Origin of the sequence: Sphingomonas sp. (genome assembly GCF_035317925.1) — a bacterium.
Classification (GTDB): Bacteria; Pseudomonadota; Alphaproteobacteria; order Sphingomonadales; family Sphingomonadaceae; genus Sphingomonas_I.
The window spans coordinates 1-18,294 of record NZ_DATHFV010000199.1; the positions used below are offsets into that span (position 1 = coordinate 1).

Consider the following 18,294-nt stretch of genomic DNA (forward strand, 5'->3'; position numbering starts at 1 on the left):
ACTAAGGAGCTTGGTAAGGACCTCCCGGCAATCAAGTATATGGAAATTTCTCACCACGCCGGAGCCACGAGCCTCGGTATGGCAGAAGCCACGGACGTCCATGGTCATTGGATAAAAAAATTGAAGCCGGCCCTAGATAGAGCGTTCCGGGTCGCTCAGCATTATAACTCCCTGCATGGACGGTCTTCGCTGATAGCTGACCCCCCAGCAGCTTCGCTCCCCGAGGGCTACAAGGCGGCTGTTCAGGCGATTCCTTTGAACATTTTAGGAAGTGCCGCTGCCTTGTCGGACGGTCGCATGGCTGACGGGCTTCTCGATTTAAACGAGTATGAAGCGGGAGCGTGCAAGAAGATAACCCTTGCACAGCATCTCGCTTTTCGGATCGTTTCGCCGACGCTTGAGCCGGTAGCGCGGCCGGGGGATATTCTACTCATTAAGGATTCTGGCGAACCCACACCCAGGTCACTGGTTGTAGCGCTCACGGGAGACCGGGTACTGGCACGCCGCTTTGAGATTGCCGACAATCATAGTGATATCGCGGTCTTAACAGCGCAATCCATCAGCCCTCGGCAAATCGCCGCGCCCGTCATCGCGCAAAAGCAGACGCTGACGCTGCATAAAGTGGTGGGTGTTGTTTACTGCACGGACTCTTTGGGCGCCTGTCCTACCGGCGCTGAGATCATCGAATGCTCCGGGGAGTCCGTTATCATCACCGCAACGGGCGGTGCATTGGGCTTGATACAGGTCTCCGGACGAAGCGCGGAGCCGCTGGCGCTTGACGGACAATACCTCATCATTGGCCAGCCGATTGGGGCCGGAAATGGGCTGGCGGCGTTTGCGGGACGTCCCGTTGTTGCCGAAGACTCCGATGGTGCGCACTATTTTAAGCGACTTCGGATCCTTCCAGGAAATCAGGTTGTGCTGGAAAGCCTCGATAGTGGTGGTGACTACGACCCGATCATTCTTGCGCCGCACGGGTCAGCAGGGAACGCGTTGAAGCGCCTTTGGCCGGTCGCGGGCGTTTTATTTGAGCTGCCCTCCTCGGTGTAAAACCCATTGCGCGTCGTCGATCTAGATTCGGAACGGACCGTTGTATGAAAGAATTGCTTCGTGAATCGTTTCGCGCCGCTTTCGCCCAGTTTTTGGAGCAAGAGACTGATAATATCCTGAATGGGACCAGCGAACGAAACCTGTGTGCCCACCTTGCCCCTCTTTTGCAGCAAGCCGCTGCTGCGGCTGGTTTTGCGGGATACCGGACCGACGTGGAGTACAACCGTAATCAGGGCGGACGCGTGAAAACGATATTGGATGGCGAGATGCGCGAGGTGCGGATCACCTGCGATCTCATTCTCCACAGTCGTGGCAAAAACAGCGCCAAAGACAATCTCATCGCAATCGAGATGAAACGCCTTGAGCACCCTCAATCGGAAAAGGAAAAGGATCGGTCGCGACTCCGAGCCCTTACGAAGGAATCCTATGACGATATATGGTCAGCAGACGGCGTGGCACTCCCAGAACACGTCTGCGGTTACGAGCTCGGATATTTCGCTGAGCTCGACCACGGTGCTAGAATTTTTCGATTTGAGGAATATCAGCGCGGAAATCTCGTGGATCGGTTCAATATCGAATTCTGACGCTCAGCGAGTGGCGTCGATTTGCTGCCACGATTGAGTGCCGGACCGCGCCCAAACAAAAATCCGAAGAATTGTCAGCGCATCAATCCGGCGGTGCGCAATGCATCCTCGATAATTTGGCCTACGTCAGAGAGCGCGACAAGCTGGCGGTTGCCTGCTGTACCGTAGGCCTCGCCAGTGAGATTGGTGGCAGGAAGGATACCTAGCGCCGTTGCCTGCCGGCCGGCGGCATCCACTTTATCAACCACCGCCCCGGTCAGCCCCCAGAACGCCGCAATATGCCGCGTCGAGGATATGCCGACTTCCAACATATAGGGCGCCACCTCGCCCACCTCCCCCTCGTCCCGCGTCGCAATCGGCGTGCCGTGGTTCATGCCGGTGATGCGATATTCCTCGATCCGCGCGACGCCGGCATCGTCGCTCCAGACGCGGTGGGGATAGCCGTTCACATCCTCCTGCCAGGTCGGCGCGCGGTGGAGGCCGTGGAGCGGGCGCCATTGCGCGAGGATCGCGTCGGCGTTGGCGGGGCTGACGGTGGTGTCGGCGGTGCCGTGCCAGACGGAGATGGTCGGCCACGGGCCCTTATGGTTGGACGCTCCGCGCACCAGGTCCGCCAGTTCGCGCTCGCCCGGGCCGCCATGGCCGCGCATCCGATCGAACGCCTGCGGCATGTTGCTTGCCACGCCATAGGGCAGGCCGGCGATGATCGCGCCGCCGGCGAACAACTCGGGGTAAGTCGCGAGCATCACCGATGTCATCGCGCCGCCCGCCGACAGGCCGGTGACGAAGATGCGGGCGGGATCGATCGCGTGGGCATCGATCATCACGCCGATCATCTGGCGAACCGACAAGGCCTCGCCCGCGTCGCGGCGCACATCCTCGGGCTGGAACCAGTTGAAGCAGAGGTTGGCGTTGTTGGAGCGGGTCTGCTCGGGGAAGAGCAAGGCGAAGCCGTGCCGGTCGGCGAGCTGCGACCAGCCGGAGGCGGTGTCGTAACCGGCGGCATTCTGGGTGCAGCCGTGGAGGACGACGACCAAAGGCGCGTCGTCGGGCAGGTTTGCGGGAATGTAGGTGCGGGCGCGGAGCGCACCGGGATTGGTGCCGAAGTTGGTGAGATCGGTCAGGCGATCGCGCGCGGCGGCGGGGCCGCTCGGGGCCATGCTGCGCATCGCGGAGAGGCGGGCGATCGTGTCGGACAGTTTACGCATGGGCTACCCTCGTTGGTGGCGGGGGCCCGGATGTGTCCGGTGCTGGCGCCGATGCTGCAGTGCACAAAGATGTGCGCTGCGCAGCATGGGTGCAAGTGCAAATCGCGTAAGTGTGTGGGCGGGTTGGGGAATTGTTACGGCCGGAACCTCTCGGCCGTCACTCCGAATTTGTGGTGATTATCCCCTACGCATACGTGAATCGGGCTGCGGACATGTGCTACGGCAACTCGTGAAGGCGACTGAGCGGGGGCTCCCTCGCCTGGAGAGGCCGCCAATGATCCTTACTGACTCAGACATCAAAGCCGCGCTCGACGCTGGCGAGATCGTGATCGCCGCCCCGGGGGAGGGGTACGATCCGGGCCAGATTCAGCCAGCGAGCATCGACCTGAGGGTAGGCGACGAGGGCGCCACAACAAAGCACAAGGCGAGAACGAATATCAAAGAGAAGGGGCTGATCGTTCTGGAGCCGGGCGACTTCGGCGTCATCTGCATATTGGAGCACGTCAAATTGGGGCCGCAATTTGTCGGGCGGATCGGGTTGCGGTCCAAGTATGCGCGAAAGGGACTGATCGCAACTACAGGGCCACAAATTGACCCAGGCTTCGAGGGTAGCATCAAAGTAGGACTAGCCAACCTCACTCCGAGAGATGTTCCACTGGCGCATCGGGATGATATTCTAACGCTGGAAATTCATCGTCTCGAAAAGCCGGTCGATCGCCCATATTGCGGCCCATATCAGGGCAAATACGGGCTCTCCACCGAAGATTTGGATACCATTGCGGAAGGAGATGGCATGGCCTTCTCAGAGGTTTTGACGACGCTCCGCTCCTTGAGCTCAAACGTGGGCGATTTGAGTTCGAAAATGAGCGACCTAGCGGGCCAAATGAAGGCGCAACAGTGGATGATCCCGCTCATCATTACGATCGCGCTCAGTGTAATGGCCGTCATCGTTGCACTGAAATAGTGAGCGAGCAATGAATCTTCGAGAGGCACGAGAGAAGGGTAAGCTAGACGACTTAGCCAAGCAGCGCGAAGGCGATGCCCCCGGCGATGAAACCGCGTTCAATCGCGTGGTTGCTTCAATGGCCCGAACGTCGAAAGCAACTCCGGCAGCGTCAAAGAAGGCAACTCGCGCCGGTTGAGTGGTACTCGGCTTCCTTCACATACTTCCATTGATGCTTGCCGGAGGCGTGAATATGCGCCCACCGGCACCGCCGAGCAGCAAGTCACCGTCAACGTCCGCCATATGCTCGCGGATCAGGCCGGCCATCCGCCAAGCCGTCTTGTACGTGACGCCAAGCTGACGCTGCAATTCCTTCGCCGCAACACCGTTGCGGGTCGCTGTGAACATGTAAATCGCATAGAACCAAAGCTGAAGCGGTGTGCGGGTCTGCTCAAACGGCGTGCCGACCGTGGGGTGTAGATGGTGGCCGCACCATTGGCAGGAATAAGCGCGCTCTGCCTTGATCCGAAACCATTTGGATGGGCGCTCGCATGACGGGCACGCAAAGCCCTGACCGAACCGAACATCGAACAGGTGCGCGAGACACGTTTCGTCATCCGGGAATTGGGTGAAGAACTGGAGGGCGGTCAGGGGCTTGCTCATGGGGCATCATATACCCCATTCGTTCTACGTGTGCAAAGGGGATAATCCCTAACTGGTTTTAGGATTCACTTCGCAGTTCGGCCCTCCCCATGGATGCCGAAACAAGTCCAGCATGACGACGGTCGTAGGGAGGCGGCGCTTGGGGAGAGGCATGGCCGCCGCTGGGGTGACGGTTGCGGGTGGAGCCCTCACCCCTGGTCGGTGAACTTCTTGACCTTGTTGGGCAGTTTCTTGCCCTTGGTCCGGCGCGAGGGGACCTGGATCGGGTTCTTCTTCTTCCATTCGGCCCAGGTCATCGGGCCGTCCGGCGTCTGGATGATATCGTCGTCCACCGCGCGCCTCCTCCGATCGCGTTAGCGATCGGGGTTTAGAGGATGCGGGGATCGGGCGAAAGCGGCGGCTACAGGCCGCTCGGCAGGCCCAGACCCTCCTCCAGCACGGCGATCCGGCGGGCGAAGCGTTCGGCGAGGTTGACGATATTGGTCAGCGCGCTGGTGGGGTGGGTGGAATAGAGTAAGGGGCCGCCGCGATATTCGAGCGGCCGATCCTCGATCCGGCCGATCATCTTGCCGCCCGGCTGCAATGCGTAGACCGGCGAGACCAGCTCCATCTGATCCACGATCGCGGGCAGCAATTGTTCGATCGAGCCTTTGGCGAGATCGAACGGCTTGCGGTACTGGAAACCGATATCGGGCCGCTGATTGTTGGGCAGCGACGCATAGCGCAGGTGATTGATCACCGCCTTGCTGATGAACTGCTCGATCGAGCGGACCGGATAATGGCACAAGGGCAGCTGCTCGTAATAATGCACCCCGCAACGCTCGCCGTTGCGCTCCAGCCCGTGATTGCCGTTGAGCAGCCGCGCCCGCCGATCGCCGCACAAGGCAGCGCGCGGCACGATCGCCTTGGCGCTGTCGATCCGGGGCGGCATGCGCGTCTGCAGCCGCACGACCGGATTGGGCTCCTCGTCGGTGATCGTGCGGCGCCAGGCGAAGTTGTTCCAGCGGATCTGGGCGAGAAGATCGGCCGCGGGCGGAAGGATATCGGCGAGGCCCGCGCCCGCGGGCGGCTCGATGAACTCGTCCGCGTCGAGCGGCGCGACCCAGTCCGCGCCATGTTCGTCGAACGCCTTGTGCATCAGGATGGTGGTGAATTCGGTCTGGGGCCAGCCGGTTTCCCGCGCGCGGAACAGCAACAGCGGCAGGCCCTCGTCGCGCAACTGTTCGAGGATGGTCCAGGTGCCGTCGGTGCTGTCGTCGTCGATCACGAGCATCAGATCGAACAAGGCCGCGTGGTGGCGCACGAACGGCTCGATCACGTCATTCTCGTTGCCGGTGCGGGTGACCGAGACGAAGCGCGGACGAGCCATGGTTTCGGAGCCGTTTCAATCGCGGAACAACAGCTTGTGCCATGAGCCGCTTTGGATGATGATCCCGGGACGTTAGTAAGTCTTCGGGGGCGTGGGCAATGACCAAGTTTGGAAACGAGCCCGAGCGCAAGCGTCGTTACCGGACGATCCGATCGTCCAATTACGACGTGAACAATACGTGCGATCTGGCGTGCGAGGGCTGTTATTATTTCGTGTCGGATCAGAAGACCGACAATCGCCGCCCGTCGGCGCAGGATTATGACGCCTTTTTCGCGGCCGAGGTGGCGCGCGGGATCAATTATCCGGTGATCGCGGGGGGCGAGCCCAGCCTCAATCCCTCAGCGCTGCGCACCGCCGCGAAACATTGGCCGAGCGGCATCATCTACACCAACGGCGCGCGGCGGATTCCCGAAGACGTGCCGTTCCGGATCGCGGTTTCGGTGTGGGGCGCGAAGGCGCGCAACGAGACTTTGCGCGGGCCCAACAGCTATGACCGGTCGCTGGCGACCGCGACCGGCGACAAGCGCGCGATGATCTATTTCACGATCAGCCGCGACAATATCGACGATATCGAGCCGGTGGTGCTGGATTGCGTGGCACGCGGCATCCCCGTCTGCTTCCAGGATTTCAGCATGACGACCGAATATATGCGGCTGCTGGAGGAACAGGTGCCGCCGGGCGACAACCGCTATTTCCGGATGAGCACGACCGACAACAATCTGTCGCTGCGGCTGAGCGACCGGATGCGCGCCGCCGACATCATCGACGCGATGATCGATCGTTTCCCGGACCACATATTGTTCAACAAGACGGTCAACGACTGGATGCACCGCATGCCGGCGATCCATACTATCGACCCCGAAACCAACGTCGCGACCGACTGCGCGATGCTCAACGCGCCGTGGCATGTCGCCTACAGCTTCGATCTGCAGCCGAGCCCGGGCAAAAAGTGCTGCGCGCCCGAATTCGATTGCCGGGATTGCCGGGTGGGGCCGGTCGCGACCTTCACCTTGCTGGCGAAGCTGACGCGCGAGATGCGCGAATCGGATGCGGCGCGCGCGCGGCTGATCGAGGTGCGCGATTTGATGATGCGCTATCATTTCTGGGATTGGGACCTGCCCGACGCGGCCGCCCCGACCGGCGACGGCGCGGCGGCGTCGGAGCGCGTCGCGGCTTGAGCGCATCTCCCACGCCGGTCGTCATCGCCGGGGCCGGCAAGATGGGCAAATTGCTGTTCGACTGCATCGACGGCGACGATCGCTGGCAGGTGATCGGCTTCATCGACGATGGCCATGCGGGCGAAACCTGCTTCGGCCTGCCGGTCTTTTCGAGCGCATCCTATGACACACGGCTGACGCGCAACGCGATCATGGCGGTCGGCTATCCAGCGACGCGGCGGCAGATGGTGGAACGGCTGGCGCCGCTCGATCTCGACTGGTGCAGCTATGTCGACCGGCGCTGCATGGTCGGGCGCGAGGCGGCGATCGGGCGCGGCGCGATCGTGCTGAGCTTCGCGATGGTCGCATCGGGGGTGCGGATCGGCGATTTCGCCTATGTCAGCAGCTACGCCAATGTCGGTACCGGATCCGTGATCGGGGCCTTCACGTCGATCCTGATGGGCGCCACCGTGGGGGAAAGCGTGATTGGCAGCGATTGCGTGCTGGGGATGCGCAGCGGGTGCCTGGATCATGCGACGCTGGGCGATGGCGTGACGCTCGCGCCCTACACGCTGGTGCGGCGGCCGATTCCCGCGGGCGCGCTGGTCGCGGGATCGCCCGCGCGGATCGTGGAGCGGGGCGGCAAGGCGGACGGCTGAGCGCGGGGTCGGGATGACGGGGCAAAAGAAAGGGCCGGGAGATCGCTCTCCCGGCCCTTCCTTGTTTGGTCGTTCGGTTGGGTGGACAGCGGGCAAAGCCCGCGCTCGTCGGACGGGATCGGTGGTTTAGGCCACCGACCCGCCGGCCGTCCTGGGGCGAGTCCGCTCCTAGCAAGTGCTAGTCGCGGCCGCCCTGCGGATCAGAAGTCCATCCCGCCCATGCCGCCCATTCCGCCGCCGCCCATGCCGCCACCGGCGGGCGACTTGTCGTCCGCCGGAAGCTCGCTCACCGCCGCTTCGGTGGTGATGAGCAGGCCGGCGACCGAGGCCGCGTCCTGGAGCGCGGTGCGAACGACCTTGGTCGGGTCGATCACACCGGCGTCGACGAGGTTCTCGTAGACGTCAGTCGAGGCGTTGAAGCCGCGCGTCTCGTCATTCTCGCGCAGCAAATTGCCGGCGACAACGGCGCCGTCGAAGCCCGCATTCTGGGCGATCTGACGGAGCGGGGTCTGCAGCGCGCGACGGATGATGTCGATGCCGCGGGTCTGGTCGTCATTGACGCCCTTGAGGCCCTCGAGCGCCTTGGTCGCATAGAGCAGAGCGGTACCGCCGCCGGGGACGATGCCTTCTTCCACGGCTGCGCGGGTCGCGTGCAGCGCGTCGTCGACGCGATCCTTGCGCTCCTTGACCTCGACCTCGGTCGAACCGCCGACCTTGATCACGGCAACGCCGCCGGCGAGCTTGGCGAGACGCTCCTGGAGCTTCTCACGGTCGTAATCGCTGGTGGTGTTGTCGATCTGCTTGCGGATCGCCTCGACGCGGCCCTTGATCGCATCGGCATCACCGGCGCCATCGACGATGGTGGTGTTGTCCTTGTCGATCGAAACGCGCTTGGCGGTGCCGAGCATGGCGAGCGTGACGCTCTCCAGCTTGATGCCGAGATCCTCGGAGATGACTTCGCCCTTGGTCAGGATCGCGATGTCTTCCAGCATCGCCTTGCGGCGATCGCCGAAGCCAGGCGCCTTGACGGCCGCGACCTTGAGGCCGCCGCGCAGCTTGTTGACGACGAGCGTGGCCAAGGCCTCGCCCTCGATATCCTCGGCGATGATCAGCAGCGGACGGCCCGACTGGACGACGGCTTCCAGGATCGGGAGCATCGCCTGCAGGTTCGACAGCTTCTTCTCGTGGATCAGGATGTACGGATCGGTCAGTTCGACCGTCATCTTCTCCGGGTTGGTGATGAAGTAAGGCGACAGGTAGCCGCGATCGAACTGCATGCCCTCGACGACGTCGAGCTCGAACTCGAGACCCTTCGCTTCCTCGACGGTGATCACGCCTTCCTTGCCCACCTTGTCCATCGCCTCGGCGATCTTCTCGCCGACGACGGTGTCGCCGTTGGCCGAGATGATGCCGACCTGGGCGACTTCCTTGGAGCCGGAGACGGGCTTGGAGCGCTTCTTGAGATCCTCGACGACCTTGATCACGGCGAGATCGATGCCGCGCTTCAGATCCATCGGGTTCATGCCGGCCGCGACCGACTTCATGCCCTCACGCACGATCGCCTGGGCGAGCACGGTGGCGGTGGTGGTGCCGTCGCCGGCAACGTCGTTGGTCTTCGAGGCCACTTCGCGCAGCATCTGCGCACCCATGTTCTCGAACTTGTCCTTGAGCTCGATCTCCTTGGCGACGGTGACGCCGTCCTTGGTGATGCGGGGCGCGCCGAACGACTTGTCGATCACGACGTTGCGGCCCTTGGGGCCGAGCGTGACCTTGACCGCGTCGGCGAGGATGTCGACGCCGCGCAGGATGCGCTCACGAGCGTCGCGCGAAAACTTGACGTCTTTCGCTGCCATGATGTGTGTTCCTTATCTACGAATGGAAAAGAGGATCAGCCGACGATCCCGAGGATGTCGGATTCCTTCATGATCAGCAGGTCTTCGCCATCGAGCTTGACCTCGGTGCCGGACCATTTGCCGAACAGGATCTTGTCGCCCGCCTTGACGTCGAGCGGCGTGACCTTGCCGTCTTCCGCCTTGGTGCCGGCGCCGACGGCGACGACCTCGCCCTCCTGGGGCTTTTCCTTGGCGGTGTCCGGAATGATGATGCCGCCGGCCGTCTTCTCTTCAGCCTCGACGCGACGAACCAGCACGCGATCGTGCAGCGGTCGGAAACCCATGTCTGTCCCTTTCCTGCAATGAAGGCGGGATAGACGGTTCGAACCGCTCCCCACCCAAATGCCCGTGAAATTGTTGGCACTCACGTTGCGCGAGTGCCAGCCGGCATATGTGAACCCGCCCCTAGCGAGTCAACAGGTGGTCTGCAGGGAATTTTCGCTCAGGCGGCAGGAAGGCGGGACAGGCCCCTTAGTCAGGCTTCTTTATGGAGCCGGCGCCAGAGCAGGTAGGAATAAACCACCGGCACGAGGCTCGCGACGGCCATCACCAGTACCAGGATCGGCAGCGTCAGCACATTGACCCAGCCGAACAGCGCGGTGATCAGCCAGACCAGCCCCGCCAGCACGAGCAATTTGCCGCCGAGGCGATGGGTCGCGGTCCACACTTCCGGATCGGCGAGCGTCCACGGCGTGCGGATGCCGACCATGTACATCGGCCGCGTCTTGCCGAACTGATCGCCCATCGCGACGAAGAACAGCCCGACCGCGCCGATGATCAGCCCGAGCGGCGACAGGCCCCAGTGGAAGACGGTCGAAAGCAGCATCAGCTCGATCACCACGCCGAGGCCGAGCCCGCCCAGCCAGCCGACCCGGAACAGGCCCTGGCTCTTGGCGAGATGGTCCTGTTGGGGCTCGATCCGGCTGATGCCCCACATGATCAGGGTCAGCACCGCGGCCAGCAGCGGCGGCAGCATCAGCGCGGTCCATTTATCGCCATAGCGATCGACCTCGCCCGCCGCGTTCCAGTGCATCGGCAATTGCGCGTCGGCGGGCAGGCTGTGCCCGGCCCAGGCCGATGCGCCGGCCAGCGCCGCGACCACGAAGATCGAAAACAGGATCAAGCCTCGGTTCTTCATCGATTATCCCCTGTGCGCGTCCTCAAGCGTGTGCGGCGGCAGATGCAGCACCGCCCACTTGGCGGCGGCCATCAAAGTCGCGATCAGCAGCAGCGCCACGATCAGCCAGCGGTGCCGCATGGCTTCAGTCTCCGTCCGCATCGAGCCCTGCCTTGCGCGTGCCGACGCGACGCATGAAGCCGAGCAAAACCTCTTCGAGCACGGAGAGGTTGAGGCTGTAGATCACGCTCGCGCCGCGCGCCTCGCCATGGATCAGGCCGGCGGCCTTGAGCTTGGTGAAATGGCCCGACATGGTCGGCTTCGACACGGGGAAAGCGTCGGCGAGCTCGCCGGCCGAGCGGCTGCCCTGCTTGAGCATCTCCAGAATCTCGCGCCGGATCGGATGCGAGAGCGCGTCGAAGACCGAGTCCATGCGCGGCCCATATTAGGCATTTAGCTAAATGACAAATACTATCAGTTCGAGAGCCGGACAGGGCAGGTCCAGCCGGCGGGATCGATCTCCTGCAGGCCCTTCACCTCTATGCCCTTCTCGCGCGGCATGCACAGCATGTTGACGGAGACGGTGGTGCCATAGATGTTGCGCGTCTCGCCCCGGAAATTGTCCGGCGAAAAGAGCCGCGGCAGGTGCCAGAACAGGCGATAGTCGAACCCCGCGATCAGATCGATCACCTCCTGCTGCTGCGCGGCGCGATCATTCTCGACATAGAGGGTCGGGCGGCAGCGCGCGATCGTCTCGGCGGCGCCACGGATCACACGCGGTTCGAACCCCTCGACATCGATCTTGATCAGCCCGCATTGCTGCAAGCCCAGACTGTCGATCGTGCGGATGCGGACGGAGATTCCCCGGCCGTCATCGGCCTGCGACAGCCCGATCCCGCCGAAATTGCCGTTCTCTTCATAATTGGTCCAGGGAACGACCGCCTCGCCCTCCGCCTCGCCGCAGCCCTCCGGATAGACCAGAGCGTTGGCGACATTGTTGAGCGCCAGATTGCCGGCGAGAATCTGGAACAGACGGGGCTGCGGTTCGAACGCGTAGAATATCCCCGGCGCGCAAGCGCGGGCCATATCGACGCTATGCGTGCCCATGTTCGCGCCGACCTCGATCACATTCATCCCGGGACGAATGATCTGGCGGAGCGCGGCCCATTCGGCGGGGCAATATTCGCCATAAGCCGCGATCGCCCGGCCGATATAGATATCGGTTTCGAGCGCCATCATCGGGCCCACGCGGGCTTTGTAGACTTTCACGGGTTCGGCCATCGCGACGGCTTAGCAGCGGGGCTCAGGCTTTCGCCAGCGCATATTCCTGGGTGCCGCGCGTGATCAGGCGATCCTCGGGCAGGATGTCCGTCACCGCCAGATCGGGCAGGTTTTCGAGCTTGGCGTAGAGCGGCGCGAAATCGGTATCGAGCGTGGCGCGCAGCAGCTGGTCGAAGCTGTCGATCACGAAATAGGCCTGCTGGTAATCGTCGATCCGGTAATTGGTGCGCATCACGCGCTCCATGTCGAACGCGATCCGGTTGGGCGAGGGATCGTCCAGGGCAAAGATGCTCTCGCCGCGCGAGGAGACGATGCCGGCGCCGTAGATACCGAGGCTGTCGCCGCTTTTGATCAGACCGAATTCGACCGTGTACCAGTAGAGCCGGGCGAGCTTGTCGATCGCGTCGAACTGCTTGGCGCGCAGCCCGCCCTGGCCATAGGCCTGCATATAATCGGCGAAGACCGGGTGGGCGAGCATCGGCACATGGCCGAACACGTCGTGGAAGACGTCGGGCTCCTGCAGATAATCGAGCTGGTCGGCGCGGCGGATGAACTGGCCGGCGACGAAGCGGCGATTGGCCAGATGTTCGAAGAAGACGTCGTCCGGAACGAGGCCGGGGACGGCGACGACGCTCCAGCCGGTCGCCTTGCCGAGCTTCTCCGACAATTCCTCGAAATTGGGGATACCGGGCCGCGACAGATGCAGCATGTCGAGCCCGGCGAGGAATTCGGGCGCGGCGCGGCCGGGCAGCATCGCCGCCTGGCGCGCGAACAACGTGTCCCACACCGCATGCTCTTCCGGCGTATAGGTCTCCCACGCCTGCGGGATCGTCCAATCCAGAGCGGCTTCGGGCGGACGGGTCAGCGATTCTGCGGCCATGGGATCATCATACCGCCAACTGGTTTCGTTTGAAACCAGTTGCCCCTTCATAATCCGACGGACAGCAGCAGCCGGACGGTGCGTGGAGAAACCGGGACGAGCGGGCCATAGGGGGTGGCATAATAACCCCGGCGGCCGAGTGCGTTGACGAGCTGGCCCCGCAGCGACAGCCGGTTCTCGCCCCAGGTCCAGCTATAGCGCCCGCCCGCGAAGGCGAAGGGGACGGCCGGCACTTCGGTGTCGCTGATCCCGTCGCGCCGCCGCGGGCCCTCGTAGAGCAGATAGGCGTCGATGCTCCACGCCCGCGTCAGTTGCTGTTCGAAGCTGAGCGTGAAGTTGAGCCGCGACACGCCCGGCGCGACCCGCCGCACCAGCCCGGCATCGACCAGTTCGCCCTCGACGCGCGGCGCCAGCGCGTTGGCGCCCAGCACGATCGTCGTCGTCGGCGTGAGCCGGCCGGTCAGCGAGGCCTCGATCCCGCGATGGCGCACCGTACCGACCGGCGCGTAGAGCGTGTCCGGACGCAGCCCGTAGATCGGCTTGCGGATGTCGAAGCCGGCGACGATCAGGTTGAGCCCGGGTGCGACCTCGTAGCGCGCGCCGAGCTCGGTCTGCCGCGCCTCGACCGGCGGCAACACATCGCCGCGATTGCTCGCGGCGATGGGCGCCACGCCCGACTCCTCCAGCCCCTGCACATAGCTGGCGAACAGGCGAAAGCGTGTCGCCGGCTGCCATATCGCCGACGCGCTGTAGAGCCATGTCCGCTCGCGCCGGCGGGCGCGCGTGCCATCGAAGGCGTCGACCTTCTTTTCATAGAGATTGCTGTGCGCGCCGAGCCGCAGCTGGAAGCGATCGCGGATCTGGAGGCCATAGCTTGCGCTGACGATCCGCTGGTCGACCCGATCGCGCCCCCGGATCGCGTCGTCGGGCAGGACGGGCGCGGGGATAGCGGCGGGCCCGTCGTCGAGCGTGAAATGGCCCGCATCATAGCCCGTCGCCTGCGCGCGGCCGGTCACCGTGCGGCGCTGACGGATCGCGAGACCGATCCGGTGCTGCGCGCCGAGCAGGGCGAAGTCGCGCGCCAGCTTGGCCTCGGCCGAATCCGACCGCGTCTTCACCGGCGGCGTGTAATAGAGCGTGCTGGCGGCGTGGCCGGCGCGATCCACTTCCAGCACCGCCACGTCGGCGCGTTTCGTATCGCCGATCGAATGGATGAAGCCCGCACCCGCGGACCAGCGGCCCCAGCGATGCTCCGCCAGCGCGCCGAAATTACCGCCGCCCGACCGGGTGCGCGCCCAGCCCGGCGTATAACGGCGGCGATCCTCGAGCGCCGGCGGAAGGCCGGGCCCGGCGGCGACCACGCTGATGTCGCCGTCATGGCGATCGAGCGCGTAGGAGGCGAACAATCGCACATTGCTGCCCGGGGCCGGACGCCAGCGCCCGATCAGTGCGCTGCTCAGATAAGAGCCATCTCCGCCGGTGGACTGGTTGGCGTCGGGGATGATCAGCGCATGGCCGACCACGCCCCATTGTTTGTCCTCGCTGATCAACGTGCCCAACAGCTCCGCATGCGGCGCGCGATAGTCGCGCAGGCCGGTGGTGACCTGCAGCGCATCGGCGTCGCCCGGCTCGCGCAACCGATAGGCGACGACGCCGGTCGGCGAGGGCAGATCGAGCGCGGTCGCGGCGATGCCGACATTGACCGACGACCCCTCGATCAGCGATTCCGACGGAATCGCGGCCGGATTGAAGTAAAAGCCGTCGAGCCGGAAGGCGCCGCTGGTCGCCATCAGGTCGAACCCGCGCGTCTGATATTCGCTGTACAGGCCGACCTGGTCGATCCCGACACGCTCGCCGAACGCATCGACGGCGGCGCGCGCGGCGCCTGCCGTGGAATTACCGGCGGAATCGTTTGTCTGCGCCGCCGCCCGGCAGCTGGCGAGCAACGCCACCAGCAGCGCGGCCTTCCCGCGATCTGAAAGGACCATGCCGCAGCCTTCCCAAAGGTTCCGGCGGCGGGTGGCGATGCGGCGATCGGCCGGCAAGCGGACTGGTATGGCGGGATGAATTTTGTGACGAAGGGACGAATTGCGCGCTTCCCGCCCACGCCCGTTGCCCGATATACTCGGACCAACGACAGTAGACGGAGGACATTGCGATGCCGGCCGGACCAATGCGGGCGTTCCTTGCGTGGCCGTTTGGCCGGGCCTTGCCGCGGAAGCTCGCGCCATTGCTGCTGGTGCCGCTCGGCGCGCTTTATTGTCAGGCCTATGAGCTGTTCTTCGATGCCGCGCGCGGCTCGGCCTGGGGCAGTTTCGTCTGGGCGGCCGCTACGCTCGGATCCTGGGTTGTCGCGGCGATGCTGTTCGAGCGGCTGGCGAGGCCGGGCGACACGCGGGCCCGCCTGATGCGGCGGGCGATTCTGCTGGGTGTCCCAGCCTATGCCGTCAGCGCCACGGCGGCCCTGGCGTTGGGCGCGGATAACGATCATGCCTTTTTCAGCCGCGTCCCGCTGCTGGCGGTCGCTTTGCTGGCGGCCACGCTCTACCGCGCGCCCGAAGCCGGCGACGCCGGGCCGGGCGCGGCGGCGCAGGACGACAGGCCGCCGATCGCGCCGACCGAGATCGCCTTCGCCAGCGCGGCCGGCAATTATGTGGAACTCCACGCGCACGGCCGCAGCACGATCTGGCGACAGACGATGCACAATGCTGAGCGCATCCTCGCTTCCGCCGGCTTCGTGCGCGTGCATCGATCCTATCTGGTGCCGCGGCGCGGGATCGAGACGGTCATGCGCGGCCGGACCCGCCCGATCGAGGTGGCGTTGTACGATGGACGCCGGCTGCCGGTGTCGAACCGCTATGCCGCCAATTTGCGCGATTGAGCTTGCCTAACGCTTGTTCAAGCTGTCGATCAGGGTCGCCTTCATCCGGCCGATCTGGTGCGGCGTGATCGGGCCGAGCACACCCTGTACATCGGGCGGCAGATGGCCGGCGGGATCGCCGTTCGCCTGGAACACATAATGGTCGAACAGCATCCGCCACACATCCTGCTGATCCTCCGGCAGGCCGCGCAATGACATGAGCGCGAACATCAGAGCCTCGTAGGGGCTGCCGAGGCCGGCGGGGGCGGGGCTCCACCAATAATTGACGAAGGCATTGACCGCATCGAGCGAGTCCACCGCATGCCACCAATGGAAGGGGAGATAGATAATGTCGCCCGGTTCCAGCACCGCCGATTGCGCGGTCGCCATCGCGTCGGCGAATTTGGGGAATTTCTGAAGATCGGGGTTGGCCAATTCGACCAGGCTGACCGGCGTGCCGGCCGGGGTGAGTTCGAACGGGCCGGAATAGAGATTGGCGATCTGTTCGGGCGGGAAGACGGTGAAGCGCCGCCGCCCGGCGATGACCACGCCGATATTCTCCATCAGATCATAATGCGTCGCGACCTGGATCTTGTTGCCGATCCAGATGCGCGGGATCACGTCGGCGTCGAGCAGATCGATGCGGTTTTCCTCGACGAAACCCGGCAGCAATTCGGGGATCGGGATCGACTGGACCGCCATCGCATAGGGCTTGTCTGCGTTCTGATCGCGCAGCAGCCGCTCGAGAAACGGATCGAGCGCGGTTCGGCCGCGCTGGAAATTGAACGCTTTCAGATCGTCGGTGTAGAAGAAGCGTCCTGCAATCTCCGGCGGTCCCACGATCGCCGGCACGAGCTCACTATGGCTGAAGCGCTTGAGATAGGCGACCGTCGATTCGGGCGATTGCGTGCCGGCTTGCACCGCCGGCCAATCCCTGCCCAGGCCGCGGAAGATGGCGGGTTGGCGCGACGGCCGGATCTCGGCGTCGAAGCGCGCGCGATCGATAGTCTCGAATTCGCGAATGGGCGCGGGCGCGGGCAACGTCATCAGGCGGCTCGGATCGGCGCGACATCGGACACGCTGTTGTGCATCCGCAGGAATTCGGCCTGGGTCGGCAGCGCTTCTGCAGTCGCGGCGACGACCTCGCGGATATGCTTCAGCCGGGTCAAAGTCTCCTGATCGGGCAGCATGTCGGCGGCGGGGTGATAGGAGCCCGCCTCGATTCCCTGGCCGACCATCACCGCGAGCCAGCTCGGTTCCGCGAACAATTCGACATTCTCCTGGAAGATGCGGCCATTGGCGCGGAACAGTGCCAGCTTATTGGCGAGCCGCGCGGGCAGTTCGATCGCGCGGCACATCCTCCAGAAATCGGAATCGTCGCGCTCGGTCGCAGTATAATGAAGAATCAGGAAGTCGCGTATGTCGACATATTCCTGTGCCGTCTGCGCGTTGAAGCGGTCGACATCGACCTGGGCGATGTTACGCGTCGGGAACAGGGTCATCAGCCGCGCGATGCCGGTCTGGACGAGATGGATGCTGGTCGATTCGAGCGGTTCGAGGAAACCGCCGGCGAGGCCGAGCGCGACCACATTCTTGTCCCAGCTCTTCTTGCGGTGGCCCGCCGTGAAGTGGAGCGGGCGCGGATCGGCGAGCGCAGGACCGTCGAGATTGGCAAGCAGGGTCGCCGCCGCCTCGTCGTCCGAGATATGCGCGCTCGAATAGACATAGCCGTTGCCGATTCGGTGCTGAAGCGGAATGCGCCATTGCCAGCCGGCAGCGCGCGCGGTCGATCGGGTGAGCGGGTTGCGGTTCCCGCCAAGCTCACAGGGCACCGCCAGCGCGCGGTCACAGGGCAGGAAATGGCCCCAATCCTCGAAGCCCGCCTCCAGCGTCTGCTCGATCAGCAGGCCGCGAAAACCCGAGCAATCGACGAAGAAATCGCCCTCGACCATAGCACCGCTGGCGAGCCTCAATCGCTCGATATGGCCGGTCTCGCCATTCCGCAGCACCTCGACGATCTTGCCCTCGGTGCGGATCACACCCCGGGGTTCGGCAAGGCGGCGCAGGAAGCGCGCATAGAGGCTCGCGTCGAAATGGAAGGCATAGCCGAGCTTGGACAGCGGCGACTTGGGCAGATCGAAGCGCGGATGCTCGACCTTGCCCGAAAGCGCCGCCACTTCGCTGATCGCATAGGCGCCGAGCGGGGTCGTGTCGCCCAGGCTGCGGCCCTTCAGCCAATGATGGTGGAATTGCACGCCCATCATGTCGAGGCCGTAGAGGCCGAACGGGTGGACATAGGAGTGGCCGAGCCGGGTCCAGTCGCGGAATTCGATGCCGAGCTTGTAGGTGCCGTTGGTGGCGCGGAGGAATTCGCTTTCGTCGATGTCGAGCAGGGCGTTGAACGTGTTGATTTGCGGGATCGTCGCCTCGCCCACCCCGACCGTGCCGATCTCTTCGGACTCGACCAGCTCGATCCTGAGTCCCGAAGCGCCCAGGACCTGCGAGATGGCGGCGGCCGCCATCCAGCCAGCGGTGCCGCCGCCGACGATCACGATCTTCCGGATCGGATCCGCGATCATGCAGCCGGCCCGGTGAAAGGCATGAGGCCGGGCACTTCGTCGGCGAAGGAGA

Annotated in this window: 20 protein-coding genes; 6 read left to right on the top strand and 14 right to left on the bottom strand. The window is 64.2% G+C overall.

What is annotated here, in order from left to right; genetic code table 11:
- Nucleotides 1-1,050, top strand: a 1,050-nt coding sequence (locus VK533_RS14870; RefSeq protein ID WP_324379023.1) for a hypothetical protein, incomplete at its 5' end; no start/stop codon positions are given.
- A 44-nt stretch (nucleotides 1,051-1,094) separates the two neighbouring features.
- The gene (locus VK533_RS14875; protein ID WP_324379025.1) at nucleotides 1,095-1,634 is read left to right on the top strand and encodes a hypothetical protein; all 540 of its coding nucleotides are present in this window, start codon (nucleotides 1,095-1,097) and stop codon (nucleotides 1,632-1,634) included.
- 74 nt (nucleotides 1,635-1,708) lie between these two features.
- Here the strand turns inward: VK533_RS14875 and VK533_RS14880 are convergent, their stop codons facing one another.
- Nucleotides 1,709-2,842, bottom strand: coding sequence for a PHB depolymerase family esterase (locus tag VK533_RS14880; RefSeq protein ID WP_324379026.1), 1,134 nt, complete (start codon nucleotides 2,840-2,842; stop codon nucleotides 1,709-1,711).
- Nucleotides 2,843-3,116: 274 nt separating this feature from the next.
- Here VK533_RS14880 and VK533_RS14885 point away from each other — a divergent pair, with 274 nt between their 5' ends.
- Nucleotides 3,117-3,806, top strand: coding sequence for a dCTP deaminase (locus VK533_RS14885; RefSeq protein ID WP_324379028.1), 690 nt, complete (start codon nucleotides 3,117-3,119; stop codon nucleotides 3,804-3,806).
- Nucleotides 3,807-4,001: 195 nt separating this feature from the next.
- On the opposite strand, the gene VK533_RS14890 is transcribed toward VK533_RS14885, so the two are convergent.
- The 3 genes from VK533_RS14890 to VK533_RS14900 all read right to left on the bottom strand — a co-directional run bounded on the left by VK533_RS14890 (nucleotide 4,002) and on the right by VK533_RS14900 (nucleotide 5,817).
- On the bottom strand, nucleotides 4,002-4,448 hold the full coding sequence (locus VK533_RS14890; protein WP_324379031.1) for an IS1595 family transposase: 447 nt from the start codon (nucleotides 4,446-4,448) through the stop codon (nucleotides 4,002-4,004).
- 188 nt (nucleotides 4,449-4,636) lie between these two features.
- Nucleotides 4,637-4,780: a hypothetical protein gene (locus VK533_RS14895; RefSeq protein ID WP_324379033.1), complete on the bottom strand. Its 144-nt coding sequence runs from the start codon at nucleotides 4,778-4,780 to the stop codon at nucleotides 4,637-4,639.
- A 68-nt stretch (nucleotides 4,781-4,848) separates the two neighbouring features.
- Nucleotides 4,849-5,817 carry a glycosyltransferase family 2 protein gene (locus tag VK533_RS14900; protein ID WP_324379035.1) on the bottom strand — a complete coding sequence of 323 codons (969 nt, stop codon included), beginning with the start codon at nucleotides 5,815-5,817 and terminating at the stop codon, nucleotides 4,849-4,851.
- Nucleotides 5,818-5,915: 98 nt separating this feature from the next.
- On the opposite strand from VK533_RS14900, the gene VK533_RS14905 reads away from it, so the two are divergent.
- Entirely contained in the window at nucleotides 5,916-6,995 is a 1,080-nt protein-coding gene (locus VK533_RS14905) for a hypothetical protein (protein ID WP_324379037.1), read from the top strand.
- The gene (locus VK533_RS14910) at nucleotides 6,992-7,633 is read left to right on the top strand and encodes a hypothetical protein (protein WP_324379038.1); all 642 of its coding nucleotides are present in this window, start codon (nucleotides 6,992-6,994) and stop codon (nucleotides 7,631-7,633) included. Before VK533_RS14905 ends, VK533_RS14910 begins: the two co-directional genes overlap by 4 nt.
- 200 nt (nucleotides 7,634-7,833) lie before the next feature.
- Here VK533_RS14910 and groL read toward each other — a convergent pair whose 3' ends face one another.
- The 8 genes from groL to VK533_RS14950 form a co-directional block, all read right to left on the bottom strand.
- Complete coding sequence (groL, locus tag VK533_RS14915; protein ID WP_324379040.1) at nucleotides 7,834-9,486, bottom strand: chaperonin GroEL; 1,653 nt, start codon at nucleotides 9,484-9,486, stop codon at nucleotides 7,834-7,836.
- 35 nt (nucleotides 9,487-9,521) lie between these two features.
- A complete protein-coding gene (groES, locus tag VK533_RS14920; protein ID WP_324379042.1) occupies nucleotides 9,522-9,809 on the bottom strand; it encodes a co-chaperone GroES in 288 nt (95 codons plus the stop codon).
- A gap of 191 nt (nucleotides 9,810-10,000) precedes the next feature.
- Nucleotides 10,001-10,663 (bottom strand): SdpI family protein, encoded by a 663-nt coding sequence (locus VK533_RS14925; RefSeq protein ID WP_324379044.1) that lies wholly within the window; start codon nucleotides 10,661-10,663, stop codon nucleotides 10,001-10,003.
- A 3-nt stretch (nucleotides 10,664-10,666) separates the two neighbouring features.
- Nucleotides 10,667-10,804 carry a hypothetical protein gene (locus tag VK533_RS14930; RefSeq protein WP_324379046.1) on the bottom strand — a complete coding sequence of 46 codons (138 nt, stop codon included), beginning with the start codon at nucleotides 10,802-10,804 and terminating at the stop codon, nucleotides 10,667-10,669.
- A complete protein-coding gene (locus VK533_RS14935; protein WP_324379048.1) occupies nucleotides 10,788-11,075 on the bottom strand; it encodes a metalloregulator ArsR/SmtB family transcription factor in 288 nt (95 codons plus the stop codon). Before VK533_RS14935 ends, VK533_RS14930 begins: the two co-directional genes overlap by 17 nt.
- A gap of 41 nt (nucleotides 11,076-11,116) precedes the next feature.
- Nucleotides 11,117-11,923 carry an FkbM family methyltransferase gene (locus VK533_RS14940; protein WP_324379050.1) on the bottom strand — a complete coding sequence of 269 codons (807 nt, stop codon included), beginning with the start codon at nucleotides 11,921-11,923 and terminating at the stop codon, nucleotides 11,117-11,119.
- A gap of 22 nt (nucleotides 11,924-11,945) precedes the next feature.
- The gene (phhA, locus tag VK533_RS14945) at nucleotides 11,946-12,803 is read right to left on the bottom strand and encodes a phenylalanine 4-monooxygenase (protein ID WP_324379052.1); all 858 of its coding nucleotides are present in this window, start codon (nucleotides 12,801-12,803) and stop codon (nucleotides 11,946-11,948) included.
- A gap of 47 nt (nucleotides 12,804-12,850) precedes the next feature.
- On the bottom strand, nucleotides 12,851-14,791 hold the full coding sequence (locus VK533_RS14950; protein ID WP_324379054.1) for a TonB-dependent receptor domain-containing protein: 1,941 nt from the start codon (nucleotides 14,789-14,791) through the stop codon (nucleotides 12,851-12,853).
- 170 nt (nucleotides 14,792-14,961) lie between these two features.
- Here VK533_RS14950 and VK533_RS14955 point away from each other — a divergent pair, with 170 nt between their 5' ends.
- On the top strand, nucleotides 14,962-15,684 hold the full coding sequence (locus tag VK533_RS14955) for a LytTR family DNA-binding domain-containing protein (RefSeq protein ID WP_324379056.1): 723 nt from the start codon (nucleotides 14,962-14,964) through the stop codon (nucleotides 15,682-15,684).
- A 6-nt stretch (nucleotides 15,685-15,690) separates the two neighbouring features.
- Here VK533_RS14955 and VK533_RS14960 read toward each other — a convergent pair whose 3' ends face one another.
- Both VK533_RS14960 and VK533_RS14965 read right to left on the bottom strand, forming a co-directional pair.
- Nucleotides 15,691-16,710: a cupin-like domain-containing protein gene (locus VK533_RS14960; RefSeq protein WP_324379058.1), complete on the bottom strand. Its 1,020-nt coding sequence runs from the start codon at nucleotides 16,708-16,710 to the stop codon at nucleotides 15,691-15,693.
- Nucleotides 16,710-18,294: tryptophan halogenase family protein (locus VK533_RS14965; protein WP_324379060.1), on the bottom strand; the 1,585-nt coding region annotated here is incomplete at its 5' end. The genes VK533_RS14960 and VK533_RS14965, both read right to left, overlap by 1 nt.